Origin of the sequence: Coprococcus sp. AF38-1 (genome assembly GCF_003603945.1) — a bacterium.
GTDB classification, from domain to species: domain Bacteria; phylum Bacillota; class Clostridia; order Lachnospirales; family Lachnospiraceae; genus Coprococcus; species Coprococcus aceti.
The window spans coordinates 272748-299344 of sequence record NZ_QVGO01000006.1 but is presented as its reverse complement, the minus strand read 5'-3'; the positions used below and the strand labels follow the sequence as shown (position 1 = coordinate 299344).

24 protein-coding genes are annotated in these 26597 nt (G+C 44.5%); 3 read left to right on the top strand and 21 right to left on the bottom strand.

Translation table 11 applies throughout. From position 1 onward, the window contains the following. Positions 1 to 31: 31 nt before the first annotated feature. From DW025_RS10975 to DW025_RS10965, 3 genes are all read right to left on the bottom strand, one after another. Positions 32 to 841: a hypothetical protein gene (locus DW025_RS10975; protein WP_119999908.1), complete on the bottom strand. Its 810-nt coding sequence runs from the start codon at positions 839 to 841 to the stop codon at positions 32 to 34. Positions 842 to 1167: 326 nt separating this feature from the next. Next, entirely contained in the window at positions 1168 to 2931 is a 1764-nt protein-coding gene (locus DW025_RS10970) for a phospho-sugar mutase (RefSeq protein WP_119999906.1), read from the bottom strand. Positions 2932 to 3040: 109 nt separating this feature from the next. After that, positions 3041 to 4765 (bottom strand): phospho-sugar mutase, encoded by a 1725-nt coding sequence (locus tag DW025_RS10965; protein WP_118649995.1) that lies wholly within the window; start codon positions 4763 to 4765, stop codon positions 3041 to 3043. Between the two features lie 240 nt (positions 4766 to 5005). On the opposite strand from DW025_RS10965, the gene DW025_RS10960 reads away from it, so the two are divergent. Then, a complete protein-coding gene (locus DW025_RS10960) occupies positions 5006 to 5506 on the top strand; it encodes a sensor histidine kinase (RefSeq protein ID WP_243002957.1) in 501 nt (166 codons plus the stop codon). 71 nt (positions 5507 to 5577) lie between these two features. Here the strand turns inward: DW025_RS10960 and DW025_RS10955 are convergent, their stop codons facing one another. The 11 genes from DW025_RS10955 to DW025_RS10905 form a co-directional block, all read right to left on the bottom strand. Further along, positions 5578 to 7314, bottom strand: coding sequence for a phospho-sugar mutase (locus DW025_RS10955; protein ID WP_117550309.1), 1737 nt, complete (start codon positions 7312 to 7314; stop codon positions 5578 to 5580). A gap of 84 nt (positions 7315 to 7398) precedes the next feature. After that, positions 7399 to 8010, bottom strand: a complete 612-nt coding sequence (locus tag DW025_RS10950; RefSeq protein ID WP_118758550.1) for an NUDIX hydrolase — start codon at positions 8008 to 8010, stop codon at positions 7399 to 7401. 291 nt (positions 8011 to 8301) lie between these two features. Then, positions 8302 to 9024 (bottom strand): hypothetical protein, encoded by a 723-nt coding sequence (locus tag DW025_RS10945; protein WP_243104973.1) that lies wholly within the window; start codon positions 9022 to 9024, stop codon positions 8302 to 8304. Positions 9025 to 9034: 10 nt separating this feature from the next. Then, complete coding sequence (locus DW025_RS10940; protein WP_055280263.1) at positions 9035 to 9898, bottom strand: metal ABC transporter permease; 864 nt, start codon at positions 9896 to 9898, stop codon at positions 9035 to 9037. Further along, the gene (locus DW025_RS10935) at positions 9864 to 10589 is read right to left on the bottom strand and encodes a metal ABC transporter ATP-binding protein (protein ID WP_119999904.1); all 726 of its coding nucleotides are present in this window, start codon (positions 10587 to 10589) and stop codon (positions 9864 to 9866) included. The genes DW025_RS10940 and DW025_RS10935 overlap by 35 nt, the downstream gene beginning before the upstream one ends. 50 nt (positions 10590 to 10639) lie before the next feature. Then, entirely contained in the window at positions 10640 to 11656 is a 1017-nt protein-coding gene (locus DW025_RS10930; RefSeq protein ID WP_119999902.1) for a metal ABC transporter substrate-binding protein, read from the bottom strand. Between the two features lie 174 nt (positions 11657 to 11830). After that, a complete protein-coding gene (locus DW025_RS10925) occupies positions 11831 to 12124 on the bottom strand; it encodes a hypothetical protein (protein ID WP_015534692.1) in 294 nt (97 codons plus the stop codon). A gap of 95 nt (positions 12125 to 12219) precedes the next feature. Then, entirely contained in the window at positions 12220 to 12645 is a 426-nt protein-coding gene (locus tag DW025_RS10920) for a Fur family transcriptional regulator (protein ID WP_015534691.1), read from the bottom strand. 84 nt (positions 12646 to 12729) lie between these two features. Beyond that, the gene (locus DW025_RS10915) at positions 12730 to 13551 is read right to left on the bottom strand and encodes a class I SAM-dependent methyltransferase (protein WP_117875457.1); all 822 of its coding nucleotides are present in this window, start codon (positions 13549 to 13551) and stop codon (positions 12730 to 12732) included. A gap of 159 nt (positions 13552 to 13710) precedes the next feature. Beyond that, complete coding sequence (locus DW025_RS10910; RefSeq protein WP_119999900.1) at positions 13711 to 14310, bottom strand: TetR/AcrR family transcriptional regulator; 600 nt, start codon at positions 14308 to 14310, stop codon at positions 13711 to 13713. A gap of 121 nt (positions 14311 to 14431) precedes the next feature. Then, positions 14432 to 14989 carry an NUDIX hydrolase gene (locus tag DW025_RS10905; RefSeq protein WP_119999899.1) on the bottom strand — a complete coding sequence of 186 codons (558 nt, stop codon included), beginning with the start codon at positions 14987 to 14989 and terminating at the stop codon, positions 14432 to 14434. A gap of 445 nt (positions 14990 to 15434) precedes the next feature. Here DW025_RS10905 and DW025_RS10900 point away from each other — a divergent pair, with 445 nt between their 5' ends. Then, positions 15435 to 15980 (top strand): type III toxin-antitoxin system ToxN/AbiQ family toxin, encoded by a 546-nt coding sequence (locus DW025_RS10900; protein WP_119999897.1) that lies wholly within the window; start codon positions 15435 to 15437, stop codon positions 15978 to 15980. Positions 15981 to 15985: 5 nt separating this feature from the next. Here DW025_RS10900 and DW025_RS10895 read toward each other — a convergent pair whose 3' ends face one another. From DW025_RS10895 to DW025_RS10880, 4 genes are all read right to left on the bottom strand, one after another. Beyond that, a complete protein-coding gene (locus DW025_RS10895; RefSeq protein WP_119999895.1) occupies positions 15986 to 18757 on the bottom strand; it encodes an AAA family ATPase in 2772 nt (923 codons plus the stop codon). An 87-nt stretch (positions 18758 to 18844) separates the two neighbouring features. Beyond that, positions 18845 to 20017: an exonuclease SbcCD subunit D gene (locus tag DW025_RS10890; protein WP_119999893.1), complete on the bottom strand. Its 1173-nt coding sequence runs from the start codon at positions 20015 to 20017 to the stop codon at positions 18845 to 18847. 268 nt (positions 20018 to 20285) lie between these two features. Then, entirely contained in the window at positions 20286 to 21290 is a 1005-nt protein-coding gene (locus tag DW025_RS10885) for an aldo/keto reductase (protein ID WP_119999891.1), read from the bottom strand. Between the two features lie 12 nt (positions 21291 to 21302). Then, positions 21303 to 21842, bottom strand: a complete 540-nt coding sequence (locus DW025_RS10880) for a flavodoxin family protein (RefSeq protein WP_119999889.1) — start codon at positions 21840 to 21842, stop codon at positions 21303 to 21305. Between the two features lie 289 nt (positions 21843 to 22131). Between DW025_RS10880 and DW025_RS10875 the strand changes: the two genes are divergently transcribed. Next, the gene (locus DW025_RS10875; RefSeq protein ID WP_119999887.1) at positions 22132 to 22650 is read left to right on the top strand and encodes a DUF6512 family protein; all 519 of its coding nucleotides are present in this window, start codon (positions 22132 to 22134) and stop codon (positions 22648 to 22650) included. On the opposite strand, the gene DW025_RS10870 is transcribed toward DW025_RS10875, so the two are convergent. The 3 genes from DW025_RS10870 to DW025_RS10860 are packed head-to-tail and all read right to left on the bottom strand — an operon-like array spanning position 22637 to position 26504. Beyond that, positions 22637 to 23215, bottom strand: coding sequence for a DUF1294 domain-containing protein (locus DW025_RS10870; protein WP_119999886.1), 579 nt, complete (start codon positions 23213 to 23215; stop codon positions 22637 to 22639). The two genes, DW025_RS10875 and DW025_RS10870, sit on opposite strands and share 14 nt — an antisense overlap. A gap of 59 nt (positions 23216 to 23274) precedes the next feature. After that, a complete protein-coding gene (locus DW025_RS10865; protein WP_243104972.1) occupies positions 23275 to 25731 on the bottom strand; it encodes an ABC transporter permease in 2457 nt (818 codons plus the stop codon). An 11-nt stretch (positions 25732 to 25742) separates the two neighbouring features. Then, positions 25743 to 26504: an ABC transporter ATP-binding protein gene (locus DW025_RS10860; protein ID WP_119999882.1), complete on the bottom strand. Its 762-nt coding sequence runs from the start codon at positions 26502 to 26504 to the stop codon at positions 25743 to 25745. Between the last annotated feature and the right edge of the window lie 93 nt (positions 26505 to 26597).

Below are 26597 nucleotides of genomic sequence, written 5' to 3'. Positions count from 1 at the left end.
ATCTATAGTCTCCTCGTTTTATTTATGGGTATCACTCTCTGCTTATGTATTCAAGAAATTCAAGTGCAAGATCCATATTCTTGGCATTCTCGCCAAATCCCACTGCAGCATCCATTTCATACCAGCCGGTATCCTTCACCCAGGAATTATCACCGATCTTTATTCCGACAGGTATCTTCTCACCCGTTTCAATAACCGTTGCATACACAAACGAATCTTTATACTTTTCTTTCAGTTCATCAGTCAGCACCTTATCAAGATCCTGCATATATCCAAACTCTCCAAAACTCATGACAAGGTCTGTGTCGGCAAAGAACACGTCCACCGCATTCGCCATAAATTTGTTCTGTATAAGCTGTAGACTATCCTGACTCATGGCATCATTCGGATCAGTTGACACGCCGATTCCTGTACTTATACTGACATATTCCTTCTCCGCATCAAGACCATTTTCACTGAGGAATTTCTCATAATACGCCTTGTCATTCGCCGCGGATTCCTGTTGTGTAGTGTTGACCGCAAGGATGTTGAGTGCCGCAGATTCCGCCGTAAAATGTTTTACAACAAGGAATACAACTATGCCCACAACAACAAGTGCAAATAGAGCCTTCGGAGCATAATACTCCAGTATGTATTCCTTTTTCTGCTGTTTGTTCATAAGGCTGAGTTTCTGTTTCTCAGACATATGCTCATCCACATCCAAGACGCTCTCCGGCTCTCGTTTCTCTTTTTCATCGGTTTTCTCATCGATGATATGTCCAGCGATACTTTTTATATTTTTCTTTTCTATTTCTCTCTCTTTTTTTATTTCTTTTTCTATTTCTATTTCTTTTTCTGGCATATAATCTCCTATACTACTCCTGTACGCGTTTGCCACACACTGCCGTTACTTTATATATTATAACATTTTTTAGTTAATTCTTAAACAGTTTTTAGTATTTTTAACTATATTTTACTTTGTGACATATAACAGCGTTCAGTTATCTAGTCCCCTGAAGCTCCTGATTCCCTGCCTTCTTTTTATACAAAAGGGACCTCAGCATCAAGGCCGAGATCCCCCTTGTTCAGCGCATTGGCTGGAAAGTGCATTTACATGTTTAATTTTGTAGTATATGGAAGGAATGTTTTTCTTTTTCGGCAGTAAATTCTGCCATATTTTGTGTTTGTTTATTTAGCAAGCTCCTGCACACATGCTTTCATCTCATCTATCTTTGACATGGCATTTTTTAGGCTGATTTCATTCACGCCAAAGTAGAATTTGATCTTTGGTTCATTTCCAGAAGGCCTAACCGCGAACCACGCATTATTTTCCAGCTCATAGTACAGCACGTTTGATTTTGGAAGACCCATGTGCTCCTCTTCGCCATCAAACGGCTTGCGGATTCCGCTCACATAATCCCTCATGCCGGTAACTTTGATACCTGCAAAGTTCGTAAGTGGATGGTTCCTGAAGTTCTCCATCATCTCCTTAATCTGTGCTGCACCATCTACACCCTTTAGAGTTATCCCAAACGCACCTTCAAAGTAATAGCCATATTTGTGATAAACCTCTTCCATGGCATTACAGATGGTTTCTCCCTGCAGCTTATAAAATGCTGCTATTTCACATAAAATGACAACGGCTGCGCAAGCGTCCTTGTCACGAGTGTAGTCTCCTACTAAACATCCAAAGCTCTCCTCCATTCCGAAGATGAACTTGTATGTGTTGTTCTTCTCAAAGAGAAGGATCTGCTCACCTATGTACTTGAATCCGGTGAGTGTCTCTATATATTTCAGATTGTAATTCTCTGCTATCGCCTTTGTAAGATTGGTGCTGACTACTGTATTACAGATAGCACCATTTTCCGGCAGTTTGCCGACTGCCTTCTGTTCACGGCAGACATACTCTGCGATCAAGGCTCCTGTCATATTGGCATTAAAGCGGACATATGGATATGCAGGATCATCTGCAAATTCCGTGTCTTTCCAAATTCCCGTACTGTCCTTGACGTATATTCCAAGTCTGTCTGCATCAGGATCTGTGGCCATGATAACGTCCGCATCCACCTTCTTTGCCAGGTCTATTCCCATGGCAAATGCTGATGGTTCCTCTGGATTTGGTGACTTGACCGTGCTGAAGTCTCCGTCAGGAACAGTCTGCTCCTCTACAACATATACGTGCTTGAAGCCAAGTCTCTTTAGCACTTCCCTTACAGGTACATTTCCTGTTCCGTGAAGTGGTGTGTATACTATCTTGATATCGTCTGCAACCTTCGGAATGATATCGCCGTGGATGGTCTGTTTTATGAGTGCCTGATAGTAATTCTCATCAACACTCGTAGGAACCATACAGAACAGGCCGTCTGCGATAGCCTTGTCCTTATCCATGGTCTTGACATCCTCGTATCTCTCAACATTCGCCACATGTTTCAGGATATCCTGATCCTGAGGAGATACGATCTGACTGCCGTCCTCCCAGTACACCTTGTAGCCGTTGTACTCAGGTGGATTGTGGCTTGCTGTTACCACGATTCCGGCTATACATCCAAGCTCTCTCACTGCAAATGAAAGCTCCGGTGTAGGGCGGAGTGCATCAAACACATAAGTCTTTATGCCATTTGCATTGAGACACAGAGCTGATGCCTCTGTGAACTCTGCTGACATATTTCGGCAGTCATGTGCTATGACAACACCTCTCCCCGCAGCATCCGCGCCGACCTCAAGTATGTAATCTGCAAGTCCCTGTGTTGCCTTTGTAACTGTATATATATTCATTCTGTTGGTTCCAGCACCCATGATTCCGCGCATTCCGCCGGTTCCAAATTTCAGATTCTTGTAGAATCTGTCCTGGATCTCTTTGTCATCATCTGCGATACTTCTAAGTTCTTCCTTGGTCTTCTCATCAAAGCAGTCTGACTCAAGCCAGAACTTGTATTCGTCCATGTAACCCATCTTTTTACCTCCACTTTGTAATTATTTTTAGTCGCTACCGCGATCTTCGAATCTATTTTCTGCTGACATTTATTTGCCAGCCATTTCGTTTCTTACCAGTCATCCCGTTTTACGAGAACATCGCCTTCACATTTACCGCAAGCTCGTCAAGCTGCTCTGCCGCATCCTCCTGTGAGTTTCCCTTTACCCCGAGATAGAACTTGATCTTCGGCTCTGTACCTGAAGGTCTCACAAGGAACCATGCGCCATCCGCAAGCTGATAATATATCATGTTGGACTTTGGAAGCACCGCCGCCTCGGACTTGCCTGTCGCTGCGTCTGTCTCTGTTCCAAGCTTGTAGTCGTAGATTTTCTCCACGCTGTAAGTTCCGACCTTCTGCACCGGATTATCTCTCAGCGTCTGTATCATAGACTGTATCTTTGCAGCACCCTCGCGTCCATCAAACTTCATGGTCTGAACCTTCTCTTTGTAGTAACCATATTCCTGCCACAATTCAACCATTCTGTCCCACAGAGTCATGCCACGGTTCTTGTAGTATGCCGCAGCCTCACAGAGAAGCATCAGCGTTCCAACCGAGTCCTTGTCCCTTGCATATGTACCAGGCAGACATCCAAATGTATCTTCAAGCCCGAACACATAATTGTGTTCACCAGTCTGCTCATAAGCCCTCATTCTCGATGCTATATTCTTAAATCCGATCAGGTTGTTGCAGTCACAGAAAGTGTCGTATTTCTTACATATCTCCTTGACCATATTGGTGATAACAACCGTAGTTACAATCGCCGGATTCTCAGGCAGTCTTCCGCTCTGGGATCTCTGCATCAGCACGTAATCACAGAGGATCGCACCGAACATATTGCCCGTAAATTCTTTATACTCATTATTCTTGCTGTCATATCCATACATTCCAAGCCTATCCGCATCAGGATCTGTGACAAGAATCAGCTCTCCGCCGACCTTCTTCGCCAGCTCAAGACTCAGGGCATACGCCTCTGCGCCCTCAGGATTTGGGGACTTTACAGTTGGGAAATTACCATCCTGAACAGCCTGCTCCTCAACGACATGTACATCCTTGAAACCAAGTTCGCTGAGAACTCTTGTAACAGGCTTAAGACCTGTTCCGTGAAGCGGAGAATATACGATCTTCAGATCTCCCGCCTTCTGAATCTCCTCCGGATTCATGACAAGCTTGTGAAGCTCTCCTATATATGCGTCATCGATCTCCTGACCGATCACATTCAACAGTCCTGCATCTATTGCAGCGTCCTTGTCCATAGTCTTAACCATGGAGAAATCTTCTATATTGTTGACCTCTGCAATGATCTCCTTATCCTGAGGAGATACGATCTGGGCTCCATCATCCCAGTAAACCTTATATCCGTTGTATTCCTTTGGATTGTGGCTTGCCGTTATATTCACGCCGATATTGCAGTGCAGATGTCTCACTGCAAATGAAAGCTCCGGTGTCGGGCGGAGCGCATCAAACAGATACACCTTCACGCCATTTGCACACAGGCAGAGAGCAGTTTCAAGCGCATACAGCGAAGCATTGTTTCTGTTGTCAAATGCTATAGCTGCCGACGGCTCTGATATTCCGATCTTCGCCAGGTAGTTAGCAATTCCCTGTGTTGCCATGCGAACCGTGTAAATGTTCATGCGGTTCGTTCCCGCTCCCATCACGCCTCGAAGTCCACCTGTTCCAAACTCAAGGTTTGTGTAAAATCTATCTTCAATCTCCGCTTCATTATCCTTTATGTTTACGAGCTCCTGCTTCGTAACATCATCTACCTGATCGCTGCCAAGCCACATCTCGTATCTCTGCTTTGCGTCCATCTTCTACCCCTTTCCTGACCTCACAGGCCACACAGATTTTTCCTTTTTATCTATCCACAATTTATCTTCCGTTCATTTTATTAGGCTGTTTTTAGCTAATTTATTGTTATTTGTATAATATATTAAGCAGTTTTTAAATTCAATATTTAATCTTGCAATTTATATCACTTTGTTGCGCAGATGTATATTGCAGCCGTTTTATTATGGTGGTATTAACTAAAAGAATTATATTTTCTGCAATTGACTTGTAATATAACCGACCTTTTTTATTCCTTTACAGAGGCCATTTGTGATCTGCTCAAGATCAACCTGAGCGTTGTAGCCGGATTTGTGTACAGCAAGATCACGGAGGCACAGAAGGATCAGAAGGAGCTCGTAGTCCAGGTGGCATCCAGGGATCTGAAGAGCCGAATGCCGGAGTATGAACTGATCAGGATCATCGGTATACTGATCGATAATGCGCTTGAATCGACCGCCCCATTTGGCACTGCATATCTGTACCTGGACAGCAGGCAGAACCAGATAGAAATAAGAACAAGAAACAAGGGTTCCGTCAAAACCAACGAATTCCGCCAGAATATGTTCTCACCGGGATATACCACCAAAACCGGAGACAGACATGGCCATGGTTACGGTCTCTACAACCTGAAAAAACTGACCGACAAGTACAATGGTAAAATATATCTCGACACGGTAAATACCGACCAGGGAGACTACATACAGTTCGACGTCATCGTATAAGGACAGCAAAGCGCCGTCCGGTCACCAGACCAGACGGCGCTTTTTTGTATTTGCTATATATTATACTTATGCTACTCTGCCAGCTTGTTGAGCTTCTCAACAAGTGCTGTCTGGAGAGCTTCAAGCTTTGCATCTGCGTCATCAAGGCTTGTTCCCTTGATTCCGTAGTACAGCTTAATCTTTGGCTCTGTTCCTGATGGACGTACACATGCCCATGCGCCATCCTCAAGGTCGTAGTAGAGAACGTTGGACTGTGGAAGTCCTGACTCTGTGACCTCTCCGGTGGCAAGATCTGTGATCGTGTTCTTCTCGTAATCACGAACCTTGAGAACTTTGAGTGTATCGATCTGAGTAAGTGACTCAGCTCTGAGTGAGGACATGATCTTGCGGATCTTCTCTGCTCCTGTAACACCCTTGAGCGTTATTGTGTAGAGGCCTTCCTTGTAATATCCGTACTTCTCATAGAGATCAAGCATGTGATCCCACAGAGTGATTCCCTGGCTCTTGCAGTATGCAGCAGCCTCGCAGAGACACATAACTGCAACCGGAGCATCCTTGTCTCTTGCGTATGTTCCAACGAGACATCCGTAGCTCTCCTCCATACCCATTACGAAATTGTATGAATTATTCTGCTCGAAGAACTTGATCTGCTCACCGATGAACTTGAAGCCTGTTAGAACCTCGATGAGGTTGACATTGTAATCTGCAGCCAGTGGATCAGCCATATTTGTGGTTACAATAGTCTTGACCATGGCCGGATTCTTTGGCATGAGACCGCATTTTGTTCTCTCTCTGAACTGGTATTCAGCGATTATAAGTCCTGACATATTTCCTGTAAATGGCATATACTTGCCTGTCTTTGTATCGAGTGCGTATATTCCAAGACGGTCTGCATCAGGATCTGTAGCGAGAACTATGTCCGCATTCTTCTCCTTTGCCAGCTTGAGGGCAAGCTCAAATGCCTTTGGATCCTCTGGGTTTGGATACTCAAGCGTTGTGAACTCAGGGTCTGGAAGCTCCTGCTCAGGAACAATGTATACGTTTTTGAAACCAAGCTCGGACAGAACTCTCTTTACAGGTACAAGACCGGTTCCGTGGAACGGTGTGTATACGATCTTGATGTTCTCTGACTGCTCCTTGATGATCTCAGGATGAATGATCTGCTTCTTGAGTTCCTCCATATACGCGTCATCTATCTCGGCACCTATGATAGTGAGAAGGCCCTTGTCAAGTGCCTCCTGCTTATCCATGGTCTTTACTGTATGAAAATCTGTTACAGCCTTAACCTCTGCGATGATCTCTCTGTCCTTTGGAGCTGTGATCTGCGCGCCATCCTCCCAGTATACCTTGTAACCGTTGTACTCTGGTGGATTGTGGCTGGCTGTTATAACTATACCTGCTGTACATCCAAGCTTTCTGACTGCATATGAAAGCTCAGGTGTAGGTCTGAGTGACTCAAAGAGATATGACTTGATTCCATTTGCACACAGGCAGAGAGCTGCTTCTGCTGCAAACTCTGGAGAATACTTTCTTGAATCGTATGCTATTGCCACGCCCTTGTCCTGCGCATTCTGCTTCACAATGAAGTTTGCAAGACCCTGTGTAGCCTTGCGGACGGTGTAGAAGTTCATTCTGTTGGTTCCCGCGCCTATCACACCTCTGAGTCCACCAGTTCCAAATACAAGATCACGATAGAATCTGTCCTCGATCTCAGCCTCATCATCAGCTATGGCTGCAAGCTCCTTCCTGGTGTCCTCATCAAAATAATCATCTGTCATCCAAAAATCATATGTGTCTCTGTAACTCATCTTTCTACTTCTCCTTCTTTTTTCTCATTTAGTATGCCCTTTTATGAACGTTCTGCTGTTTGAGCAATCACTGCTCAGCGCTTCCTATTTTCTCAGGAATTCTAGTGGATCTCCCTCAGCCAGAAAATGTGTCATGAGGTATGCTCCTCTGAGCGACACCTGTTCCTCTGACAGGATTCTTCTGACCTCACCTCGGTCTGCGAGTATGACCTGTATGTCCTCTGTGCTCTCCTTGCTGTCGAGATTTGGTGTTCCTGTAGCTGTTCCAAATACAGCACTGCTCATCTCATCCGTAAATCCCGGGCCCATATAGAATGGCCTTCTGTAGAGTTCTTCTCCGCCCTCATATACATCAAGGGTAAGCCCTGTCTCTTCCTTCATCTCCCTGACTGCTGCCTGCGCCGGAGTCTCATCTCCATCCACCAGTCCTGCAGGAAGTTCATATATATATGTATCGAGTGGGTATCTGTACTGCCTTATGAGCACCAGCTTCGGCTCATCTTCCAGCTTAACTCCATATATAACTATTCCTTCCGGTTTTATATCGTGGGTCTTTATCTTGATGTCGTTCTCTTTATTCCTTGAAGCAAAGTAATAATTGAAGTCTTTTCCAGCCGTGTCAACCGCATCTATATGATAGAGGTTGAGGAACGGATTGTCTGTGAGTTTTTGTACACCTTTGTATTTCTCTTTCACTTCATCACATCCCTTCTGTGTATTTTAATGTATGGGGCGGTGACTCTATTCGAGTCACCACAGGATAAGAACACCTGATTCTTACATGCAAGCATGTCGAATCCGCTGTTCTTATCCTGCACGGCTGAATATTTACCTTTATTCAAAATTAGCATAGTTTTTACAATATATCAAATTCTTTTTTAAGTAATTTTATCATTTTTTAGCTATTTTTAATGCTTTTTAGTATATTTGCGTCATTTTGCCATATTTTTCTATGTGATTCCTGGTTTTGATGCAGCTATGTGCCTCCTAATTCTCTTTAGATACCAGTTGATATTCTGCATCTCTCAACCTGCAGTAATAAAATGTCTGTCCAGCCTCCTCTGTGTAAGTTTCAAATACTCCCGTCACTATCACCTGGCTCTGATCCGCCGGGTAATCGCCTGGATATACTGCACCTCCACCAAGTTCAAATTCAAGCCCCTGACTGCAGCATGCCAGAGCGTCGGCTATGAGACAATAATTATAATATTTGTCGGTTATCGGATAATAGGATGCATAATACTTTCCTTCTATCCTTATCGTCTTGCCCTCATATTCCTCAGGTTTTGACATCATCTGATATACCGTCGCATATACAAGATCGCTTCCCATAAGTGTGAGATCCACATCCACACCCTCAGACTTGTATTGCGCTATAACTGAGCTGTCTCCATTCACGACCTGCCCATATGTTGGTTCTGATGTCGCCTCAGTTACAGATGCGGATTCTGTCTCTGTCGTGGTTTGCATCTCTGTTGTGATCGTCGTCTCTGTTGTGGCTCCCGCCGACGACTTGCTTTCCACATCACCATCGCCTGTTTTCTGATTAAGCACCTTATCCACTGCATTCTGTGTGTTCAAACGACTGCCCGCAGTCTGAGATGCTCCACCACAGCCTGTGACAGTCAGCAACATACTCAGCACCAATATTGACATAATCAATCGCTTAAATCTGTGTCTGCATCCATGCATTCTTCTATTTCTATTCATATACATATTCTTATCTCCTCATCACTTTCCCTGCTATACTGTTAAATGCAAATATAACCATATCGCATGCAACGATCGTAGATCCTACCGGTGTTGAAAATAATATGGATACCAGCATGCCGGTCAAAGTTCCCACAACTGACAATACAGCCGAATATAATACCACTGACCTGAAACTATACATAACTCTCATTGCCGAAAGTGCAGGGAATACCAGAAGCGCCGTGATGAGCAGGGAGCCCACCAGATTCATTGCAAGCACTATTATCACAGCGATTATCACCGCCAGCGCCAGATTATATGCCCCTGCATTTTTCCCGATTGCCCTGGTAAAACTCTCGTCAAATGTGACTGCAAATATCCTGTTGTAGAACAAACAGAAAAACGCTATTACACATATTGACATAACTATACACAGCCACACTTCTCCCATTGTCAATGTCAGTATGGATGTTGAACCAAACAACGTTGAGCACACATCGCCAGATACATTTGCTGACGTGGAAAATACATTCATTATCAGATAACCTACGGCTAAAGCACCGACAGACATCATAGCTATCGCGGCATCCCCCTTAAGCTTCGCATTTTGTCCCGACATAAGTATGAGAATTGCAGCAGCCACAGTCACCGGCATCACTATGATCGTGTTGTTTGTCAGTTTCAGAACAGATCCTACCGCCATTGCTCCAAATGCAACATGCGAAAGTCCATCGCCGATAAATGAAAATCTTTTCAAAACCAATGTTGCACCGAAAAGTGACGAACACAATGCTATAAGAATACCAACCACAAGAGCATACTTAACAAATGGATACTGCATATAGTAAATTAACTTATCAACAAGCTGCACTCTGTCCACCACCTTTCTCATATTCTACCGAAATGATGTTCCAATATCTGCTGTTCTTATATTCCTCTCTGCTGCCCCAGAACGAGCCCCCATGATTCATATGAAGCACATGTCTGGCGCAATCTATTGCCCTCAGATCATGTGATATCATGATCACTGCCACACCATTTTCATTTAACTGCTGTATCATCTGATAGAACTGTGCCGTTGCGACAGGATCAAGGCCAGTTACCGGTTCATCAAGCAGAAGAAGGTTCTCAGTTGCACACAGGGCTCTCGCCAGAAGGACGCGCTGCTGCTGTCCTCCCGACAAATGCCTGTAACATTTCCTGCGTATATCCCACATTCCAAGTCGTTCAAGCTGAGATTGCGCAAGCTGCTTTTCCTTTCTGCCATAAAAAGGATGTGCTCCGCACTTAGGCAGCGTTCCCGACAAAGCCACCTCCCATACAGTCGCAGGGAAATCCTTCTGCACAGGTGTCTGCTGCGGCAGATAGCCTATATCACGCGATGTCAGATCATCGCCAAACTTTATCTCTCCTGAAACCGGTTTCAACAGGCCAAGCAGAGTTTTTACCAAGGTACTCTTTCCCGCTCCGTTCTCTCCAACTATACAGAGATAGTCTCCCTTGTCTATACTGAAATTAAGGCCTGACGCAACTGCTCTTCCGTCGTACCCGACTGCCAGGTCTTTACATGTTATATAAGACATTATTTTCTCCTCTTCTATTTCCTTCAATGTCAGCCTTTTACCACATGGCTCTAATTTAATGCTTGAGACAGTACATTCAGGTTATCTTTCATCACGTTCAGATACGTCTCACCATCAGCTACAGCCTTTGCAGTCACAGACTGCATCGAATTCATCGTCAGAATCTCCTGATTTTTCGAATCTGTTGTCTTCTTTATCGACTCTGCTATACTGTGATCTGCACCCTCTATCGTCAGAATAACCGGAAGCTTTAACTCATCCACCTTCTGCGCAAGGAATGTTATCGTCTCAAAACTTGCCTCCGACTCAGTACTGCATCCCACAAATGCAGCATAGTAAGTAAGGCCATAATCATCCGCCATATATCGGAAAGGGAATCTGTCGCCAAACAGAATTGCCTGACGTTTTCCCTTAGAAACTGTTAGTTCGTACCTTCCATCAAGATCATTGAGTTCATCAACGTACTTGCCTGCATTCTCCATGTAATCAGATTTATTATCTGGATCAAGTGCCTGGATATTATCCGCCAACACATTCGTCAACGCCACTGCGTTCTTGAGTGAAAGCCATACATGTTCATCATACTCCGGGCCTTCCTCTCCTTCCTCTTCTTTCTCTGCCTGCATGCCTGGAACTATCTCTTCCTCTTTGACTGCAGTTCCCAAAGCGTCAAGCATATTTACAACCTTCATATCCTTATTAGTCGCTTCTTTCAGGGCACTATCCACCCAGCCATCAGACTCACCGCCAACATACACGAACATATCTGCGTCAGCTATCTTTGCTATATCCTCTGCAGTTGGCTGATAACTGTGAAGATCCATCCCCTGATCGAGCAGCATAGTAAGCTGAAACTTGTCGGAATCACCGCCTATAATATTGCGGATCCAGTCATACTGAGGAAAAGTCGTACATACAATGCTGTACGCCGCAGCATTTGCCGCATTTTCAGGCGCACTGCCTCCTTTCTGATCAGAATCTGCTGCCGTCATTGATGCTCCGCAGCCGCAAAATGCTGAAACAGTAAGTACCGATGCCATAACAAGGCCAAATATTCTATTTTTCATAATGATCAATAAACCTCCGAATTGATTGATATAATTGACAGGCATATTTTGATGCCTATAATTGGGTAAATTTAATAAACTGCCTCTAGATCAAAAAACACCAATAATAAGTATTCGCCCTTATCTTTAGATGTATTTCCAGACGCAATTCTCAGTCAATATCCGTACTTTAAATCAATTCAGCAATTCCACCTTCAGGGAAACGAGCGTATCGGTACAATACTCGTGGGTATACACCAATACAACTCCAAGTGTGAACACACTTAAGAACGCCAGGAACACTGGCGTAGTTGACATTGTCTTTATATTTGAAAGGAACTGTGCAGCCTGCTGCAAATGCATACATATAGGACATTCCTGCCCCGTACAGTCATGCTCCACATTGCGCGCAATATAGCCATAAGAGAAAAGTACTCCCGATACAAAGAACACTATAAGAATCCATGACATTATTCTCTTTTTACTCATTCTGCACACCTCCTTTTCATTGTAGGAATTTGGGGATATATAGTTTTCGTTGTGACCGTAACGATACAATCCCATCTGTAACAATCACGTTTAGTTTAGACTACAGCGACTCCACAACGCCTCTGACAATCTTTGCAAATACCACATATCGACGATCTGTCACAGTCGATCATAAATCCATACCTCTCCTGAACTCCTTTAGCTATGTGATTCATGGTATCGCGGTCAATATGTATGACTCTTCCGCACTTAACACACTGCATATGAAGGTGTTCGTGACAACTATGATCAGCCTTTTCCATTCTATACATACTTGAACCACCATCAGCACTCTGATACTTTATCAATTTGTCCTGGGTAACCATGCGGTCAAGATTGCGATATACAGTTGTTGTATTCGCATCTATGCCATTCTCATCCAAATACACACTTACATCAGCCGCGCAAAACCCTCTGTCCTGCCTCTCTGCAGCAAATGCCTCTATAGCCTGACTTATTCTCGTTTTATACTCCCTCGCCATAATATTCCTCTTTTTTGAATTTGCAAGTCATTTGCATTTTACTGTATCATAAATGGCTTTTAACTTTATGTCAACACTTTTTTATCACTTTTCCAGCACTACTATCTTGTTAGATATATTGCTGACAAATGGTATTTTGCCAATGACTTTATATACCGGTATGAACTCAGCCATTCCTTCTACAAGACTGTGCTGTTCTATGTATCTGTATTTCGGTATGATCTCCGCCAGCTTCTTTCCATTTGGCACGCCCCAGGAGAACCTGGCATGGCTTCCATGGATGGATTTCTCCTTGATATGCTTTGCCATGAACGGAGCCATAGTCTCTACGAGCACCGTAGCATGAGTAAATTTCCTGTCTATTATGTCGAATATTTTCTTCACATCAGCTTCTGTGAGATACATCGTAAGCCCCTCTATGATGACCAGCACAGGTTCACCTGCATACTCTACCAGGTCTGCCCATTTGCCGTCCATGGCGGATTCCGCTATCTGGTACACCGGTCCGTCCTCCTGCAGGAACTTTGCCCTTACAGTCATGGTCTCCGGGAGATCAATGTTGTACCAGCCTTTATATTTACCCTCATTTCTATAGCAACGGGTGTCAAGACCACAGGCGATATTCACAACCACAGCACCCTTGTGCTTCTTCAGGAATTCTGATACAAGCTTATCAAGCACTATGGTTCTCGCTATAACTCCGCTTCCCATCGCCAGATCCTTGTCCGCCAGTGAAAAGTCATAATCCAGACTGTCCACTATCTCTATAGCCTTGCCGTCATATATGACATGATCCGGCTTTCTTGATTCTTTCGCCCTGGCATAGAGTGTCTGGAGCATCGTCTCCGGGACTCCGGTTATGTCCACCTTTGACCTGTCTGCTGTGCTGTTCTGTGTGCTAACCATTTTCTCATTTCCTCCTGCCTTTTAATTGTGCAAACGCATGAGAGGCGCTGCGCGCGGCGTTTGCGTGCTTCACAAGGAATCCTCCCACTTACGTGGGCCCCTCCTTATGAAATATAACATTTGTCATGTTTTGTTATGTTCGTAAAAATAAGAGGTTCATCATCGATGAACCTCTTTCTTTAAACTCTCTATCAACTTTTCTGTACCGCCTGTGGCATGAATGCCGATCTTTTCTGTCAGATACATTTTCTTCTCCACATCTACATCCTCGTCCAGTATCGCCATGGCTCCTTCAAGCCGCATCTTCGCCAGCACGCGAACCAAAGTCTCATCCGGCTCGCATCCAAGCTGTGACCTGTAATATGCCGCAAATGAATGTCTCATGAACTCCTCAACCCTCTGGTGATAATTCTCATAGCAGCTGCCGTCAGCGCCATGCATGATGATCATTACCTCTTCCCTATGTGTCAGAAGGAATTGCATCATGATCTTGTCTGCATCCACGCCCGTGCCGGGGTTCTCAATCTCCCCCTTCATAAGTTTTCCAAGCATAGCTTCATATTGGTTCACAAGCGGTTCAAGTATCGCCTTGAACAATGCCTCCTTACTCTCAAATGAAAAGTAGAAGGCTCCGGTGGTAACTCCCGCACTATTGCATATCATTCTAAGACTTGCCCTCTGGTAACCATTTTTAAGGAATTCCTCTTTACCTGCTTTTTTCAGTTTTTTTATCGTTTCACTGCGCTTGTCGTTTTCCATAACATATGTTATGTTAGCACAAGCTAACTAGTCTGGCAACATATTTTTTATATGTAATGCCTTTCTTTACGCCCTGGCATTTTTCCTACTATCCACTACACACAACATTCTTTCAGTAACTTTAACGTATTCTTTCTTTCAGGTATTTCCTTACCGTCTCAAGCCCTCCAATTGGCACGCAAAACTTCTGGTCATGGTTCTTACATGCCTCATAGGTTTCCTCCAGATCAAACCAGCTCACGCCGTCCAGCTCTTCCTTCTGTATTGTCAGATCTGCTATGTCCACCTGTTTCTGATACACGAACACAAATGCCACCTCGTTGTCCCTGAACATTCTGCCATGAAATTCCTTCTCATACCGGATCCTGAATGTTCCCGCGAAATCAAGATCTGCGGCCTCAGCTTTGATGCCAAGCTCCTCTCCGAGTTCCCTGAGTGCCGACTCCATCGGTTCATCGCCCGCCTGTATATGTCCGGCAGAGGAAGTGTCATACCTTCCGGGAAAAGAATCCTTATCCATCGACCTCTTCTGCAGAAGAACCTTATACCTTCCATTCTCTTGCTTCGCTATCCAGATATGGGCAGTCCTGTGACATATGCCTTTTGCATGTGCCTCGCTCCTCTCCACTGTGTCTCCGGTAGGGTTGCCCTGTTCGTCGCATATATCAAAAAGTTCCATTATAGTGTACCGTCCTTATTCATTCATACATGAACCATTATTGTTTATCAACTCCGATTTGTAAAGCAAACAGCTAACATTTTTCTACTATTCTACACTTTGTATACTTTTATTAATGTTTTATAAAATATCAGTAATTACACTTGATATTGATCACTTTTTAAGATATTCTCAGATCACTATAAGTTACTAAATAAGTCAGCTCTAATTGACACTAACATTATTGAATGTTAGAATTCTTGTATGATATGATTATGGTAACCTTACCATGCGAAATGGGAACTTTAAGAGATGGGTGTTCTACCATATAAAACAAATGAACAATTTTAATATGGATGTTCTACCATACAAAATGGAACAATTTTATGGGAGCCCTACCATGCAAAAAGGTTTTTAAGAGCTGTGCATTTTAGCACAGCTCTTTTATATTCTCAGAAAGGCGATAATGGATATCCTTAATTTTTACTATATTGATTTAAAATACATAAGAAATCTGTCTCGTGCAGATGACAACGTAATGTCAGTCTCCCCTCAGGTAGGTAAGGAGAAACGACCATTTCTTGGAATAATCATTCTTATAGGTGGTCAGAAATATTGCATCCCCCTTACCTCACCCAAAAAGAAATTTGAAAATATGAAAAGCCAGATTGATTTCATCAAAGTATTTGACCACAACAGCAAGCATCCTGAGTATTCTTCTAAAATCATAGGAATTCTCAATCTAAACAATATGATTCCAGTTAACAACTCAGTTATATCTAAGGTCAATCTGAAATTAAACCCTCACGATACCCCAGATAAAACAAAACGAAAGATTCTTATGCAGAAACAATTATCCTGGTGTCGAGATCATTCCGATACTATAATCAACAGAGCCAATAAAGTCTACTCTCTCATAACTGATTTTCCCGACAAAAATCGCAACCTTACAAAAAGATGTGTAGACTTTAATAAACTTGAGCAAATTTTATCTAAATACTCAGATGACTAAAATCCCTACACCACCAGCCTCGCCTTCGCCCTGCCGGTTCTGTCCTTTTCCACCACTATCTGCTTGTCAATCTTCTCCTTGAGTTCAGTCACGTGCGATATTATTCCCACCAGCTTGCGTCCCTCGGTCACGCTGACCAGCGCTTTGTATGCCTGTGGCAGAGTCTTTTCTGTATCAAGGGATCCAAAGCCCTCATCCACAAACATGGTATCTATCTGAATTCCGCCAGCCGAGGCCTGCACCTCATCAGAGAGTCCAAGCGCAAGGGAAAGTGAAGCCATGAATGACTCGCCCCCAGAAAGAGACTTAACGTCTCGTCTGCTGCCGTTGTAATGATCCACAACACAGAGGTCAAGGCCGATCTGGCTTCTCTTGTCACTGCTGTCCGTCACACGCCCCAGCTCATACTGACCATCTGACATCTTCAGAAATCTCAGATTTGCACGCTGGATTATCCTGTCAAAATACGACATCTGTATATATGCCTCAAGGTTTATCTTATTCTTGCCGGATACATTTCCCGAGGCGGTATCATAGAGTGACTTCACACTGACGTATTCCTTTTCTTTTGCCGAAAGTTCATCGGACTTCCTGCCGATATTCGCCATCGCCGTTTCATTTGCGTGGATGCGGCTGTTTCCGTCCTGCATGAGAAGTCTAAACCTTCCAAGCTCATTTCTCACCGCAGCTTTGTCATCCTCAAGCTTAACTAGCTCAAGTTTTTCAGAAGACTCCAGCGTGTCTGTCAAAGCTTTTATCTGTCCTTCCAGAGCTTTGATACGCTGGAGGACTTCATTATATCTCTTCTCGGCAGACTCAAACGATTTCTGCAATTTTTGCGCTCTGGCAAGAATAGCATTCATATGTTTTTCTGCCTCTTTTCTATCGTTAAATCTAAGACCAGCAGCCATTTCAGTCACCTGTTCTCTGTCAGAGGCAAGCTTTGCTGTAAGCGCTGATATATTTTTTTCAATGTCTGCCAGCTTTGTCTGCATACCGGCCAATGTTTCTTCCTCCTGCGGAAGTTTTGTGGCAAGATCATCTCTTCTGCTGACTCTTTTTCGCTCGGACTCCAGCTGTCTGTCAATGTCGACAATCTTCTCATTATAGTATCCAATATTCTTCTCAACCTTTTCCGGCAGACCATCTATATCCTCCGGATCGTCAAATTTCTTTCCAGCCTGCTCAATAATGCTGTTCCTGATCTCTGTGACACTGGCAAGCTTTATCTTTGCATCCGTAGCACTGGCATTTGCCCTGTCGCGAGCTTTGTCAGCATCCTTCTTCGCATCATCTAACTGTGCATCTGTCGGAGCCTCCTTTGGCAGCGATGCAAGGAGTTTGTGCTCCGTCGCGCCGCACACAGGGCACGCCTGTCCCTCCTTCAGATCCTTAGCAAGGATTCCCGCCTGGGCATTCCTGTACAAAGAGCTAAGATGCTCATACATATCCTGCTTTTCGATATAAATCTCATTGTCCAGCAGATACTGTTTCTGCGCTTTGGCAACCGTCTGTTTTCTTCTATGGTATTCCACAAGCAGCCTGCTTATGCCGTTCAGATAGTCCACAGCGTCAGCCATCTTTTCCCTTGATGCCGTAAGAGCCACGATTTTCTCTCCCGCATCCGCAAGCTGGGCCTGATCCATCTTAAGTTTTTCTATAATCCTCTGCTTGCCAGCTACAAGCGTTCTGCCCTTCTCTGCCTGCTCATTTTGCCTTTGCAGGAGCTGTTCCTCGTCTGTGATATTTTTTCTCTTCTCGTCCAGTTTCTCATAATCTGGAAGTTCGTTATTTATAACCGCCGCCTGTCTCTGGAGCTCTTCCGTCTCTGAGAGCGCTTCCTTTGTCCTGTTTAACTCTGCCTCAGCAGTAGTTCTGTCATTCTGTACATTTGCAAGCTCCAAATGCGCCTTTTCAAGCTGTACTCTGGCTTTCTCTGTCTGCTGTGCCTTGCCTATCAGCGTGTCAAGTTCCCCAACCCGGGTCTCAAGTGTACCTATCTGTTTCTCATATAAATCCGTTCGTGCCTTCTCCGTTTCAATAAGCTTTCCGATGAGTGTGATCACCTCATCAATTGGCATCTGGCCGTCCTTCGCCTTCTGCACACTGATTCCCAGCGGATCATCCTCTCCGCAAACTATCCCAGATATATACTGTTCTATACTCTTCTTCATATCGTCCCGTTCACTCTGAAGCTTTCTCGTCTCATCCTGAAGTCGTTTCTGCAGAACAAAATACCTTGATGTGTGAAAAAGTTTGCTGAATATCTTCTGCCTGTCCCCGGACTCCGCCACCAACAGTTCCTTGAACTCACCCTGGGCAAGCATGGATATCTGCGAAAACTGCTCTCTGTCCACACCCAACAATTCCTGAAGATATGAATTTACCTTCGTTCTGTTGGAGATGACCGAGTCATCCGGCAGATACAGTTCTGCAGCTGCATCCTGCAGGGTAGTTCCTTCACCTTTTTTCTTACGTCTCTCATAGGAAGGATTTCTTTTAACTCTGTAAGTCTTCCCCATATGATCAAATGTCAGTTCAACGTAGGTATCTGTGTCCACATCGGCATACGTTGATCTCATCATCCTCGCATCACGGCTCGCTCCGCTCGGCTCATCATACAGCGCATAACAGATGGCATCGAATATCGTGGTCTTTCCCGCACCTGTATCCCCAGTCACAAGATACAAGCCTTCAGCCCCAAGCTGGGCCATGTCAAGCATCTGGACTCCCGCATATGGTCCAAATGCCGACATCGTAAGATTAAGTGGTCTCATAATCGCTCCTCTCTTTAATATGTAACGCCCCTCTCGCCTCTGCGAGCGGGGCAGGTCGTCGGAGCGCATTTGATTTATTCGCTTCGCTCATAAGCGCTCCTCCTTCCATATAGAGTCTATAATATCCTGAACAAAACTCCTCTGTTCATCGCTCATTTGCCGATTGTTCTGTTTCTCATACAACTCTTCAAACAGATCTATGGGCTTTTTCCCTTCAAGCACAGCGCCATCGTCTATCGTCTGTGTCACACGGGTTCGGGTGTTGTCGTATCCAAGCTTCATCACATTTGGATAGACCGTTCTGAGCTTTCCCAAAGCATCCGGCACGTCATCCTCGTCCGTGAGAACCACATACAGATAATCATCCACAGCCGTCCCCTCATAGTTTCGCCTGTCCATCAGCTCGTCAAATGTTCCCTTTACCTCGCGTAGCTCATGCATCGGAACAAGAGGAACTGTCCTTATCTCTATTTTCTTGTTCTCAGGGATGTCAACAACCGTCACAGATTTCGTATGCTTAGCCTCAGAGAGTGAATACTTAAGCGGTGTTCCACAGTATCTGACGGTCTCCCTACCCACCTTCTGCGGCCCATGTATATGCCCCAGCGCCACATAGTCAAATGAGTCAAATACCGACACATCCACATTGTCCAGACCGCCCACATTCTCCTCCGACTCCGAGCGCACTGCCCCGGTCACAAACTGATGGGCAACCAGTATATTCGTCGCTTTCTCATCTACATCCATATGCTCTACCGCCACACGGCAGGCATCCGTGTAATCCTTTATATCATCCGCCTCATCAGGGAACACCGCTCTGACAGTTGCCGGCTTCACAAATGGCAGCATGTATATATTCACCATCTGTCCTTTTCCATCCTCCAGCTTATATGGTCTGACCAGCCCCTCTCCCGTCACGGTCATCTGTGCCGAATCATATACCGGCGATATATGTATACCGCTGAGATCTATAAGACTTGATGCAAATGCCAGTTTTGCCGCCGAATCATGGTTGCCGCTTATGATATATACTTGCAGATTTCTCTTTGCAAGCGAAGTCAGGAAGCTGTCCAGCAGCTTCACCGCCTCCTCGCTCGGCACAGACTTATCATAGACATCCCCGGCTATGATAATGCCATCCGGCTGCTCATCATCGATGATGCCCAGTATTTCTTTTAATATATACTCCTGATCCTCCAACATAGAAAATTCATTTACACGCTTTCCTATGTGAAGATCCGACAAATGGATCAAACGCATGTGCTGTGCTCCTTTCTTATAATCCCGGTTCTTTATTATATGCTTTATATAGTTTATCACAAATGGAGCTCGTAAGGAATCAACCTGTGGGTTAAAAATGCGTCTCAACGGCTCAAAGCCCAAATTGCCCGGTTATCTGCTAAATAACATTTTATAATATAGGTTATTTCATCAGCACAACACCCCTGCGCACGAATCATCTTACATGATCTGCGCAGGGGTGCTGTGTTCTTATATTTACAATTTATATATCTGACCACATAGCAATCTATTTCTTGTCATCTATTATCAGAACGCCCTGTGGCGGGTTCGCATTTATCGCGCCGACAACCGGATGGGGAACATACATCTCCTCAAGGTATGCCACATCTTCCGCTGTGAGCTTTACATCAAATGCACCAACCGCATCGTCCAGATAACCTGTCTTTGTTGCCCCGATTATCGAAGATGTGACACCCTTTGCCCACTGCCATGCTATGGCTATCTGTGACATTTTACAGTTATGTTTTTCTGCCAGTTCATGAACCCTGTTCACTATCTGCATATCATAGTGCTCCATCTTGTCGTATTTGCCCCTTGCCGCACGATCCGTCTTGCTTCTGATGGAATCGCTGTTCCACTCATTTCTCGCCAGATGACCTGCTGCCAGTGGACTGTATGGCATGAGCATGACATTCATCTGCTTGCAGATAGGTATAAGTTCTCTCTCATCCCCCCTGTAGAGCAGATTGTAGTGATCTTCCATGGCTGCAAATGGCGTCCAGCCGTTATCCCTTGCCACCATCTGCATATTATAAAACTGGTATCCGTACATAGCTGACGCTCCCAGCGCCCTTACTTTTCCTGCCTTAACCAGACCATCTAGAGCCTCCATTGTCTCCTCTATAGGTGTATCATAGTCAAATCTATGTATTATGTACAGATCAAGATAGTCGGTTCCAAGTCTCTTCAAAGTACCATCTATCTCTCTGCCTATAGCTTCTTTTGACAGCCTTCCTTCATTAAAATAAACCTTTGAGGCTATGACTACTTTATCTCTTGTAATGTTGTTCTTTATCGCTTTTCCCAGATATTCCTCACTGGTTCCACCAGAATAGCAGTTCGCAGTATCAAAAAAATTAATCCCAAGGTTCAGGGCATGTTTTACCATATCATTTGTCTGATCCTCATCAAGTGTCCAGTCATGCATGACCCCGGCCTTGCCGAAGCTCATACATCCAATACACAGCTTAGATACTTCTATATCTGTGTTTCCAACTTTTGCATATTCCATATCTAATACCTCCTACACATTTCTTCCCATCTCATAGGCCTGATCAAGAGCTGTATGTCCTGCAATCTCACCCATGCCATCCACGCCGCCGGCAAATACAGTTCCCACAAGGCGACATTTCTCAAAACATGCGATCCAGCCCTCAAGTCCATGTATTGCCCTCTCATCAACGCCTGCCTCATCCTCAGCAGCGGTTGACAGGAAATAGATATCCCTAAACCTGTAATCCGATGAGTACAGCGAATTTGCGCGGTCAAGCAATGTCTTCATCTGTCCCGCCATCTCGTAGTAATATATCGGGCTGGCAAATGCTATGACATCTGCACATCTCATCTGCTCCGCCAGCTCTATGGCATCATCCTTGATCACGCATGCTCCCAGTTTCTGACATGCCATACAGCCCACACAGAAAGCAAGCTTCTTACCTTTGAGTGTAACCTGTGTTACCTCGTTGCCAGCAACCTTTGCACCCTCAGCAAATTTGTCTGCAAGTGCATCTGAATTGCTGTTGTTTCTAAGACTTGTTCCTATAACCAGTACCTTTTTACTCATAATATAGTTCCTCCAATCATATGTTTCTGGCTGGAATTTACAAGGCTTCAACTTCAATATAGATTGTAAATTTTGCTACCAGCTATTATTTTTATAATTCTGACTACCGGTTCACACACTTACCAGCAGACAATTAAAGTGTAGCACATGGAGTTCACTTTAAGGCAAGCATTTCTAACTAATTTTCATGTAAAATGTAAAATTTAATTCCCGATTTCCTACAATCATATTAATCATAATTCGTCATATACTATGTAATAAAGTATCTGTTTTCATCGGAGAACCCTTAATGCAAATAAAAACCAAACTCAACCTTTTTCACTTTATCTTCATATCGATCCTCGGTGTCCTGCTCCACTTCACATACGAATGGTCGGGCGACAATCCTGCTGTCGGTCTGTTCTCAGCCGTGAACGAGTCGACCTGGGAGCACCTGAAACTCATATTCTTTCCCATGCTCCTACTTACAATGATTGAATTTCTTTGGTCGCATATACAAGAAAAGCCCCTGCCGGGAAACTATCTTCCAGCAAGGACTATCGGTATCCTATCAGGTATGGCATTCATTGTTGTCGTGTTTTACACACTAAACGGTGTACTGGGCAGGAATTATGAAATTCTGAACATCGCACTTTATTTCGCCGGGGTTATATATGCACTGCGAACCGAGAACAGATCAGGGGCCAGACAAATGTGCATAAACGACTACGTTTCCATGACTATCCTGGCAATTCTCGCGGTTGCATTCTTTGCATTTACCAACTACCCGCCTGAACTGGGGATATTTGCAGATCCTACAGCAAATTAACCACACACATCAGAAGCGCCACCTGCATCACAAGTATAAGCGGTACTCCAACCGAGAAATAATTCTTCCTTATCTTGTGCCTGAACACCACCATTCCAAGCAGAGCACCGATACTCCCGCCGGCAAACGCCATGCCGAGCAGGACAGCTATAGGTATCCTGTATCCACCCTTAATCGCTCTGTATTTGTCAATTCCGAACATGACAAATGTTATAACACTCACTGCCGCAACGAACCAAAGTGTCCATCTGTATTCCACAAACACATCCCAGAATGCAAAGTTCAATTTGCCCGCAGGTCTAAGATTCCACGTCATGAACACCGCAAGCTCTATTACACACACGCACACTGTGAACACTCTCAGCATCATATTCGTCTTGGATGCAGTCCTGTCACACAACGCAAATGCTATTATCATGCCAGGGGCACCACCGGCAATTGCTATGATCCCCAGCAGAACACTGAGCGCCTTATGGCTTGTTCTCCTGCGTCTCGCAGCCGTCACTCCATCAAGGACAGCTCCCAGTATATTTATACATATCAGATATATGATCAACTTATCCATTATATATACCCACCTTGTCTACCGACATTGTATACATAGTTCCACTCTCCTATATACTTCTACTGATCTGCGATGAGCACCTGCGGCTGAACCTTTCTGATGTTCCCCGCTCTGATAAATGCTACCACAGAGAATAACACGCTCATAAATACCAATGGTATAACCAGTGATATCACGCTTGTACTTAAATTAAAACTGTATATTCCAAATGATTCAAATCCTGCCTTGAAGAATGGCTTGCTGACGATAAGTGCAAGAACTATACCAAGCAGCGAACCCACAACTGCCGTCACGATAAAGCGGACCGCAAGCTGGCATCTGAGTCTGAAGGATGTAAATCCAAGTGCCTTATATATTCCGATATCCTTCTGCTCACGCATGAGAACCTTGCCACAGACGATTATGACCGTGACTATCACGAATACAGCCCCCAACATATATGTGAGCAATGTGAGTCCCTGTATTGCAATGTTGACTGTACCCGCCACTCCTTCAAAATCATCCTTTGCTGAATGTATTGAATACGTGATGCCCTGATTATCGCCATATCTCTTATCTATCTCCTGGATTATCGCATCACATTCATCAGTATTGTCAATATCATAACATATTCCTTTGCCGCTCCATTCCTCTTCATCTGAACTGCTTTTGGCAGCTCCACTGACACCAGACTCACTTACGGTCTCTTCGCGGGCAAACATACTATATGCAGCCTTACTAATTGCAAAGTTCTTGCCCATATCATTTGCCGAATCGTATATGCCGGAGATCACCATCTTTCTTGCCACTCCGCCGCGCTTGACTGTGACTGTGTCACCTACGTTCATATGAAATCCATCAGCCACATACTGGGTTATCAGCACTTCATTGTCATATGTGCAGGTTCTTCCCTTTCTTATCGTGTTGATCATATCAGGGTCCTCCACTATATAACAATACATCTGCACATCATCGAACAGAAGGTACTCGCTGGACATTTGATATTTTCTATACGCTGTGTGCTCTGATATAACATTCTCTATATCCTTCTGCGTATCCTCATCGACAAACGAAGCAGTCAGGTCATACTTCGTGACTGAAAACATATCCACCAGCATATTCTGTGAATTAAACCAGCGCATCATATCGTTCATAAGTATCATGAACATGGCAAGTATAGCAGTCACTATGATGGCTGCGGCATACTGTTTCTTCTCAGATATAAACTGTCTGTATGCAAGACTCACACCAAGTTTCTTGCCTGAGACCGGAAGCTTCAGAACGCTTGAGAAATGCACACTGTCCCGTCCACCTCTTATCGCCTTTATAGGTGTGGCCTCGGATATTCTCCTTGTCTTCAACATGATAAATGCTGCTACCAGAAGCAGTATCGCCAATATGACACACAGCACAAGTCCTACATTAATATCAGACGGAACTTCAAGTCCTGAAGAAGATCTTGTGGCACTATTTATAATTTTTAGTATCGGAATGGCCAGTGGTATTCCAGCAAACAGTCCAGCCGCCACAGTGCACATATACCCGGCAAGCAACGCCAGCTTCACCGATGCATTTGTCATTCCGACCGCTTTGAGTATTCCTATGTTAACAAAATCCATCTCTATGCTGCTGCCGATGTTGTGTCCTAGAACTATCATAGCCGCCACCAGAAGCAGCACAACAAATATAAGCAGCACCGCGGAGAATACCTTTGTCATAAGAAGCATGTAATTTCCCGCCTGCTCCTTTGATAAAGTTATCCAGCAATATGACGCGAAATCACTCACATTATTCAGTCCTCTCTCAAACTCCATCTCCGTGAGGTCCAGGCCCGGCTTTTTATCTATTATGATAAGCTTTGACAATTCAAAGGATCTCTTGTCATCTTCCAGTCCGCTTCTATGATCTTCCGCAGCCTTTGCCTTGAGATCCGCAAAATCCTCATCTGAGATCAATATCGTCTTTATTCCCATGACCGAAGATCCCATATATGGATCCTCGAAAAATGACGCAACTTTGAAGGTATAAGAACCGTTATCATTGCCCAGCTCGACTGTATCACCAATCTTGCAGTCATACATACCTATGAAACTGAACGGCACACTTACCTCACCTTTTTCAAGCCGGCGATCTGTCATTTTGTTATCCACATCATACTGATCATATGTGAGCACGCTGTCTGTATCATTCAAAACGAAGCTGCTGTTTCCGCCTTTTCCATTGCAGTCCTTAAGCAGCAGATATACAACATCTGCTGCTTTCACTTCCTGCACCGCATCACATTTGCCAATATTCTTTATTATCTTGTCTGCACTTGTTCCATAGGCATCCAGCCTGTTCTCCCCATAAAGTGCGGCAAGCATACCTCCATAACCAACCTCTTCCATAGCTTCCGAATCATGCCTTATGGAATTCGTGTAGTAAGAAAGCACTGAACAGAATGCCAGAGAAATGATAAGCATAAGCACGAACACACTTATATGCACGCCCTTGTTTCTTCTCATATTTCCTCGAAGCACCATCATGATATATCTCATCCCGGCACCTCCTACCACTGCATGGAACCAAGCCATGCATCTATCTGACTCTCACGGCTCTTGCGATCTTCTTCAATATATTGTGACAGCTTCAGCTCACCTATGATCCTTCCGTCCTCTATGTAGATGATCCTGTTCGCCCTGATAGCAGCCCTCACATCGTGGGTAACCATGAGTATGCTCTGTCCCTCCACGTTGAGCTCGGTGAGAAGGTCCAGCACATCCTGGGTATTTCTGCGGTTTAATGCGCCTGTCGGCTCATCCGCGAAAAGGATACCCGGACTGTTGATGACCGCTCTGGCAATAGCGCCCCTCTGTGCCTCTCCGCCGGACACCTGTGCAGGAAGTCGGTCAGCAGCACTTTCTATATTCATCTTTTTTATGAGTTCATCAGCCCTGTTTTCAGTCTCTTTTGTTCTCGTATTCTTATTCATATAACCCGGCACAAGTATGTTCTCTCTAATGCTGAGGTTACTAACAAGATGTATCTGCTGAAACACAAATCCAAACTCATACACCCTGAGTTCTGCCATGTGCTTCTCATTGTATTCTGTTATATCCTCGCCATCATATATGACCTTTCCCGAAGTCGGTCTGTCCATCCCGGACAGACTATAAAGCAGTGTGGATTTTCCCGAGCCTGACGCTCCCATGATGACTGTAAAATCTCCCTTATAGATATCCAGATCCATGTTGTTGAGCACATGGTTCTGCACGCCCTCACTGGAAAAGCTTTTGCAAAGGTCTCTTGCCTGAAGTATTATATCCGCCATTTTTCTCTCCTTTTTATAGTTGTAGCACGGGGGCATTCAGACATCCTCTACAGATCTTCACCTCGCCACCGTGCTACAACCATATCACCCTAT

What these genes read in the sequence shown, in the direction of transcription:
- DW025_RS10975 (WP_119999908.1), bottom strand. Translation starts at nt 841, where the DNA reads ATGCCAGAAAAAGAAATAGAAATAGAAAAAGAAATAAAAAAAGAGAGA.
- DW025_RS10970 (WP_119999906.1), bottom strand. Translation starts at nt 2,931, where the DNA reads ATGGGTTACATGGACGAATACAAGTTCTGGCTTGAGTCAGACTGCTTT.
- DW025_RS10965 (WP_118649995.1), bottom strand. Translation starts at nt 4,765, where the DNA reads ATGGACGCAAAGCAGAGATACGAGATGTGGCTTGGCAGCGATCAGGTA.
- DW025_RS10955 (WP_117550309.1), bottom strand. Translation starts at nt 7,314, where the DNA reads ATGAGTTACAGAGACACATATGATTTTTGGATGACAGATGATTATTTT.
- DW025_RS10945 (WP_243104973.1), bottom strand. Translation starts at nt 9,024, where the DNA reads ATGAATAGAAATAGAAGAATGCATGGATGCAGACACAGATTTAAGCGA.
- DW025_RS10940 (WP_055280263.1), bottom strand. Translation starts at nt 9,898, where the DNA reads ATGAGAAAGGTGGTGGACAGAGTGCAGCTTGTTGATAAGTTAATTTAC.
- DW025_RS10935 (WP_119999904.1), bottom strand. Translation starts at nt 10,589, where the DNA reads ATGTCTTATATAACATGTAAAGACCTGGCAGTCGGGTACGACGGAAGA.
- DW025_RS10930 (WP_119999902.1), bottom strand. Translation starts at nt 11,656, where the DNA reads ATGAAAAATAGAATATTTGGCCTTGTTATGGCATCGGTACTTACTGTT.
- DW025_RS10925 (WP_015534692.1), bottom strand. Translation starts at nt 12,124, where the DNA reads ATGAGTAAAAAGAGAATAATGTCATGGATTCTTATAGTGTTCTTTGTA.
- DW025_RS10920 (WP_015534691.1), bottom strand. Translation starts at nt 12,645, where the DNA reads ATGGCGAGGGAGTATAAAACGAGAATAAGTCAGGCTATAGAGGCATTT.
- DW025_RS10915 (WP_117875457.1), bottom strand. Translation starts at nt 13,551, where the DNA reads ATGGTTAGCACACAGAACAGCACAGCAGACAGGTCAAAGGTGGACATA.
- DW025_RS10910 (WP_119999900.1), bottom strand. Translation starts at nt 14,310, where the DNA reads ATGGAAAACGACAAGCGCAGTGAAACGATAAAAAAACTGAAAAAAGCA.
- DW025_RS10905 (WP_119999899.1), bottom strand. Translation starts at nt 14,989, where the DNA reads ATGGAACTTTTTGATATATGCGACGAACAGGGCAACCCTACCGGAGAC.
- DW025_RS10900 (WP_119999897.1), top strand. Translation starts at nt 15,435, where the DNA reads ATGGATATCCTTAATTTTTACTATATTGATTTAAAATACATAAGAAAT.
- DW025_RS10895 (WP_119999895.1), bottom strand. Translation starts at nt 18,757, where the DNA reads ATGAGACCACTTAATCTTACGATGTCGGCATTTGGACCATATGCGGGA.
- DW025_RS10890 (WP_119999893.1), bottom strand. Translation starts at nt 20,017, where the DNA reads ATGCGTTTGATCCATTTGTCGGATCTTCACATAGGAAAGCGTGTAAAT.
- DW025_RS10885 (WP_119999891.1), bottom strand. Translation starts at nt 21,290, where the DNA reads ATGGAATATGCAAAAGTTGGAAACACAGATATAGAAGTATCTAAGCTG.
- DW025_RS10880 (WP_119999889.1), bottom strand. Translation starts at nt 21,842, where the DNA reads ATGAGTAAAAAGGTACTGGTTATAGGAACAAGTCTTAGAAACAACAGC.
- DW025_RS10875 (WP_119999887.1), top strand. Translation starts at nt 22,132, where the DNA reads ATGCAAATAAAAACCAAACTCAACCTTTTTCACTTTATCTTCATATCG.
- DW025_RS10870 (WP_119999886.1), bottom strand. Translation starts at nt 23,215, where the DNA reads ATGGATAAGTTGATCATATATCTGATATGTATAAATATACTGGGAGCT.
- DW025_RS10865 (WP_243104972.1), bottom strand. Translation starts at nt 25,731, where the DNA reads ATGAGATATATCATGATGGTGCTTCGAGGAAATATGAGAAGAAACAAG.
- DW025_RS10860 (WP_119999882.1), bottom strand. Translation starts at nt 26,504, where the DNA reads ATGGCGGATATAATACTTCAGGCAAGAGACCTTTGCAAAAGCTTTTCC.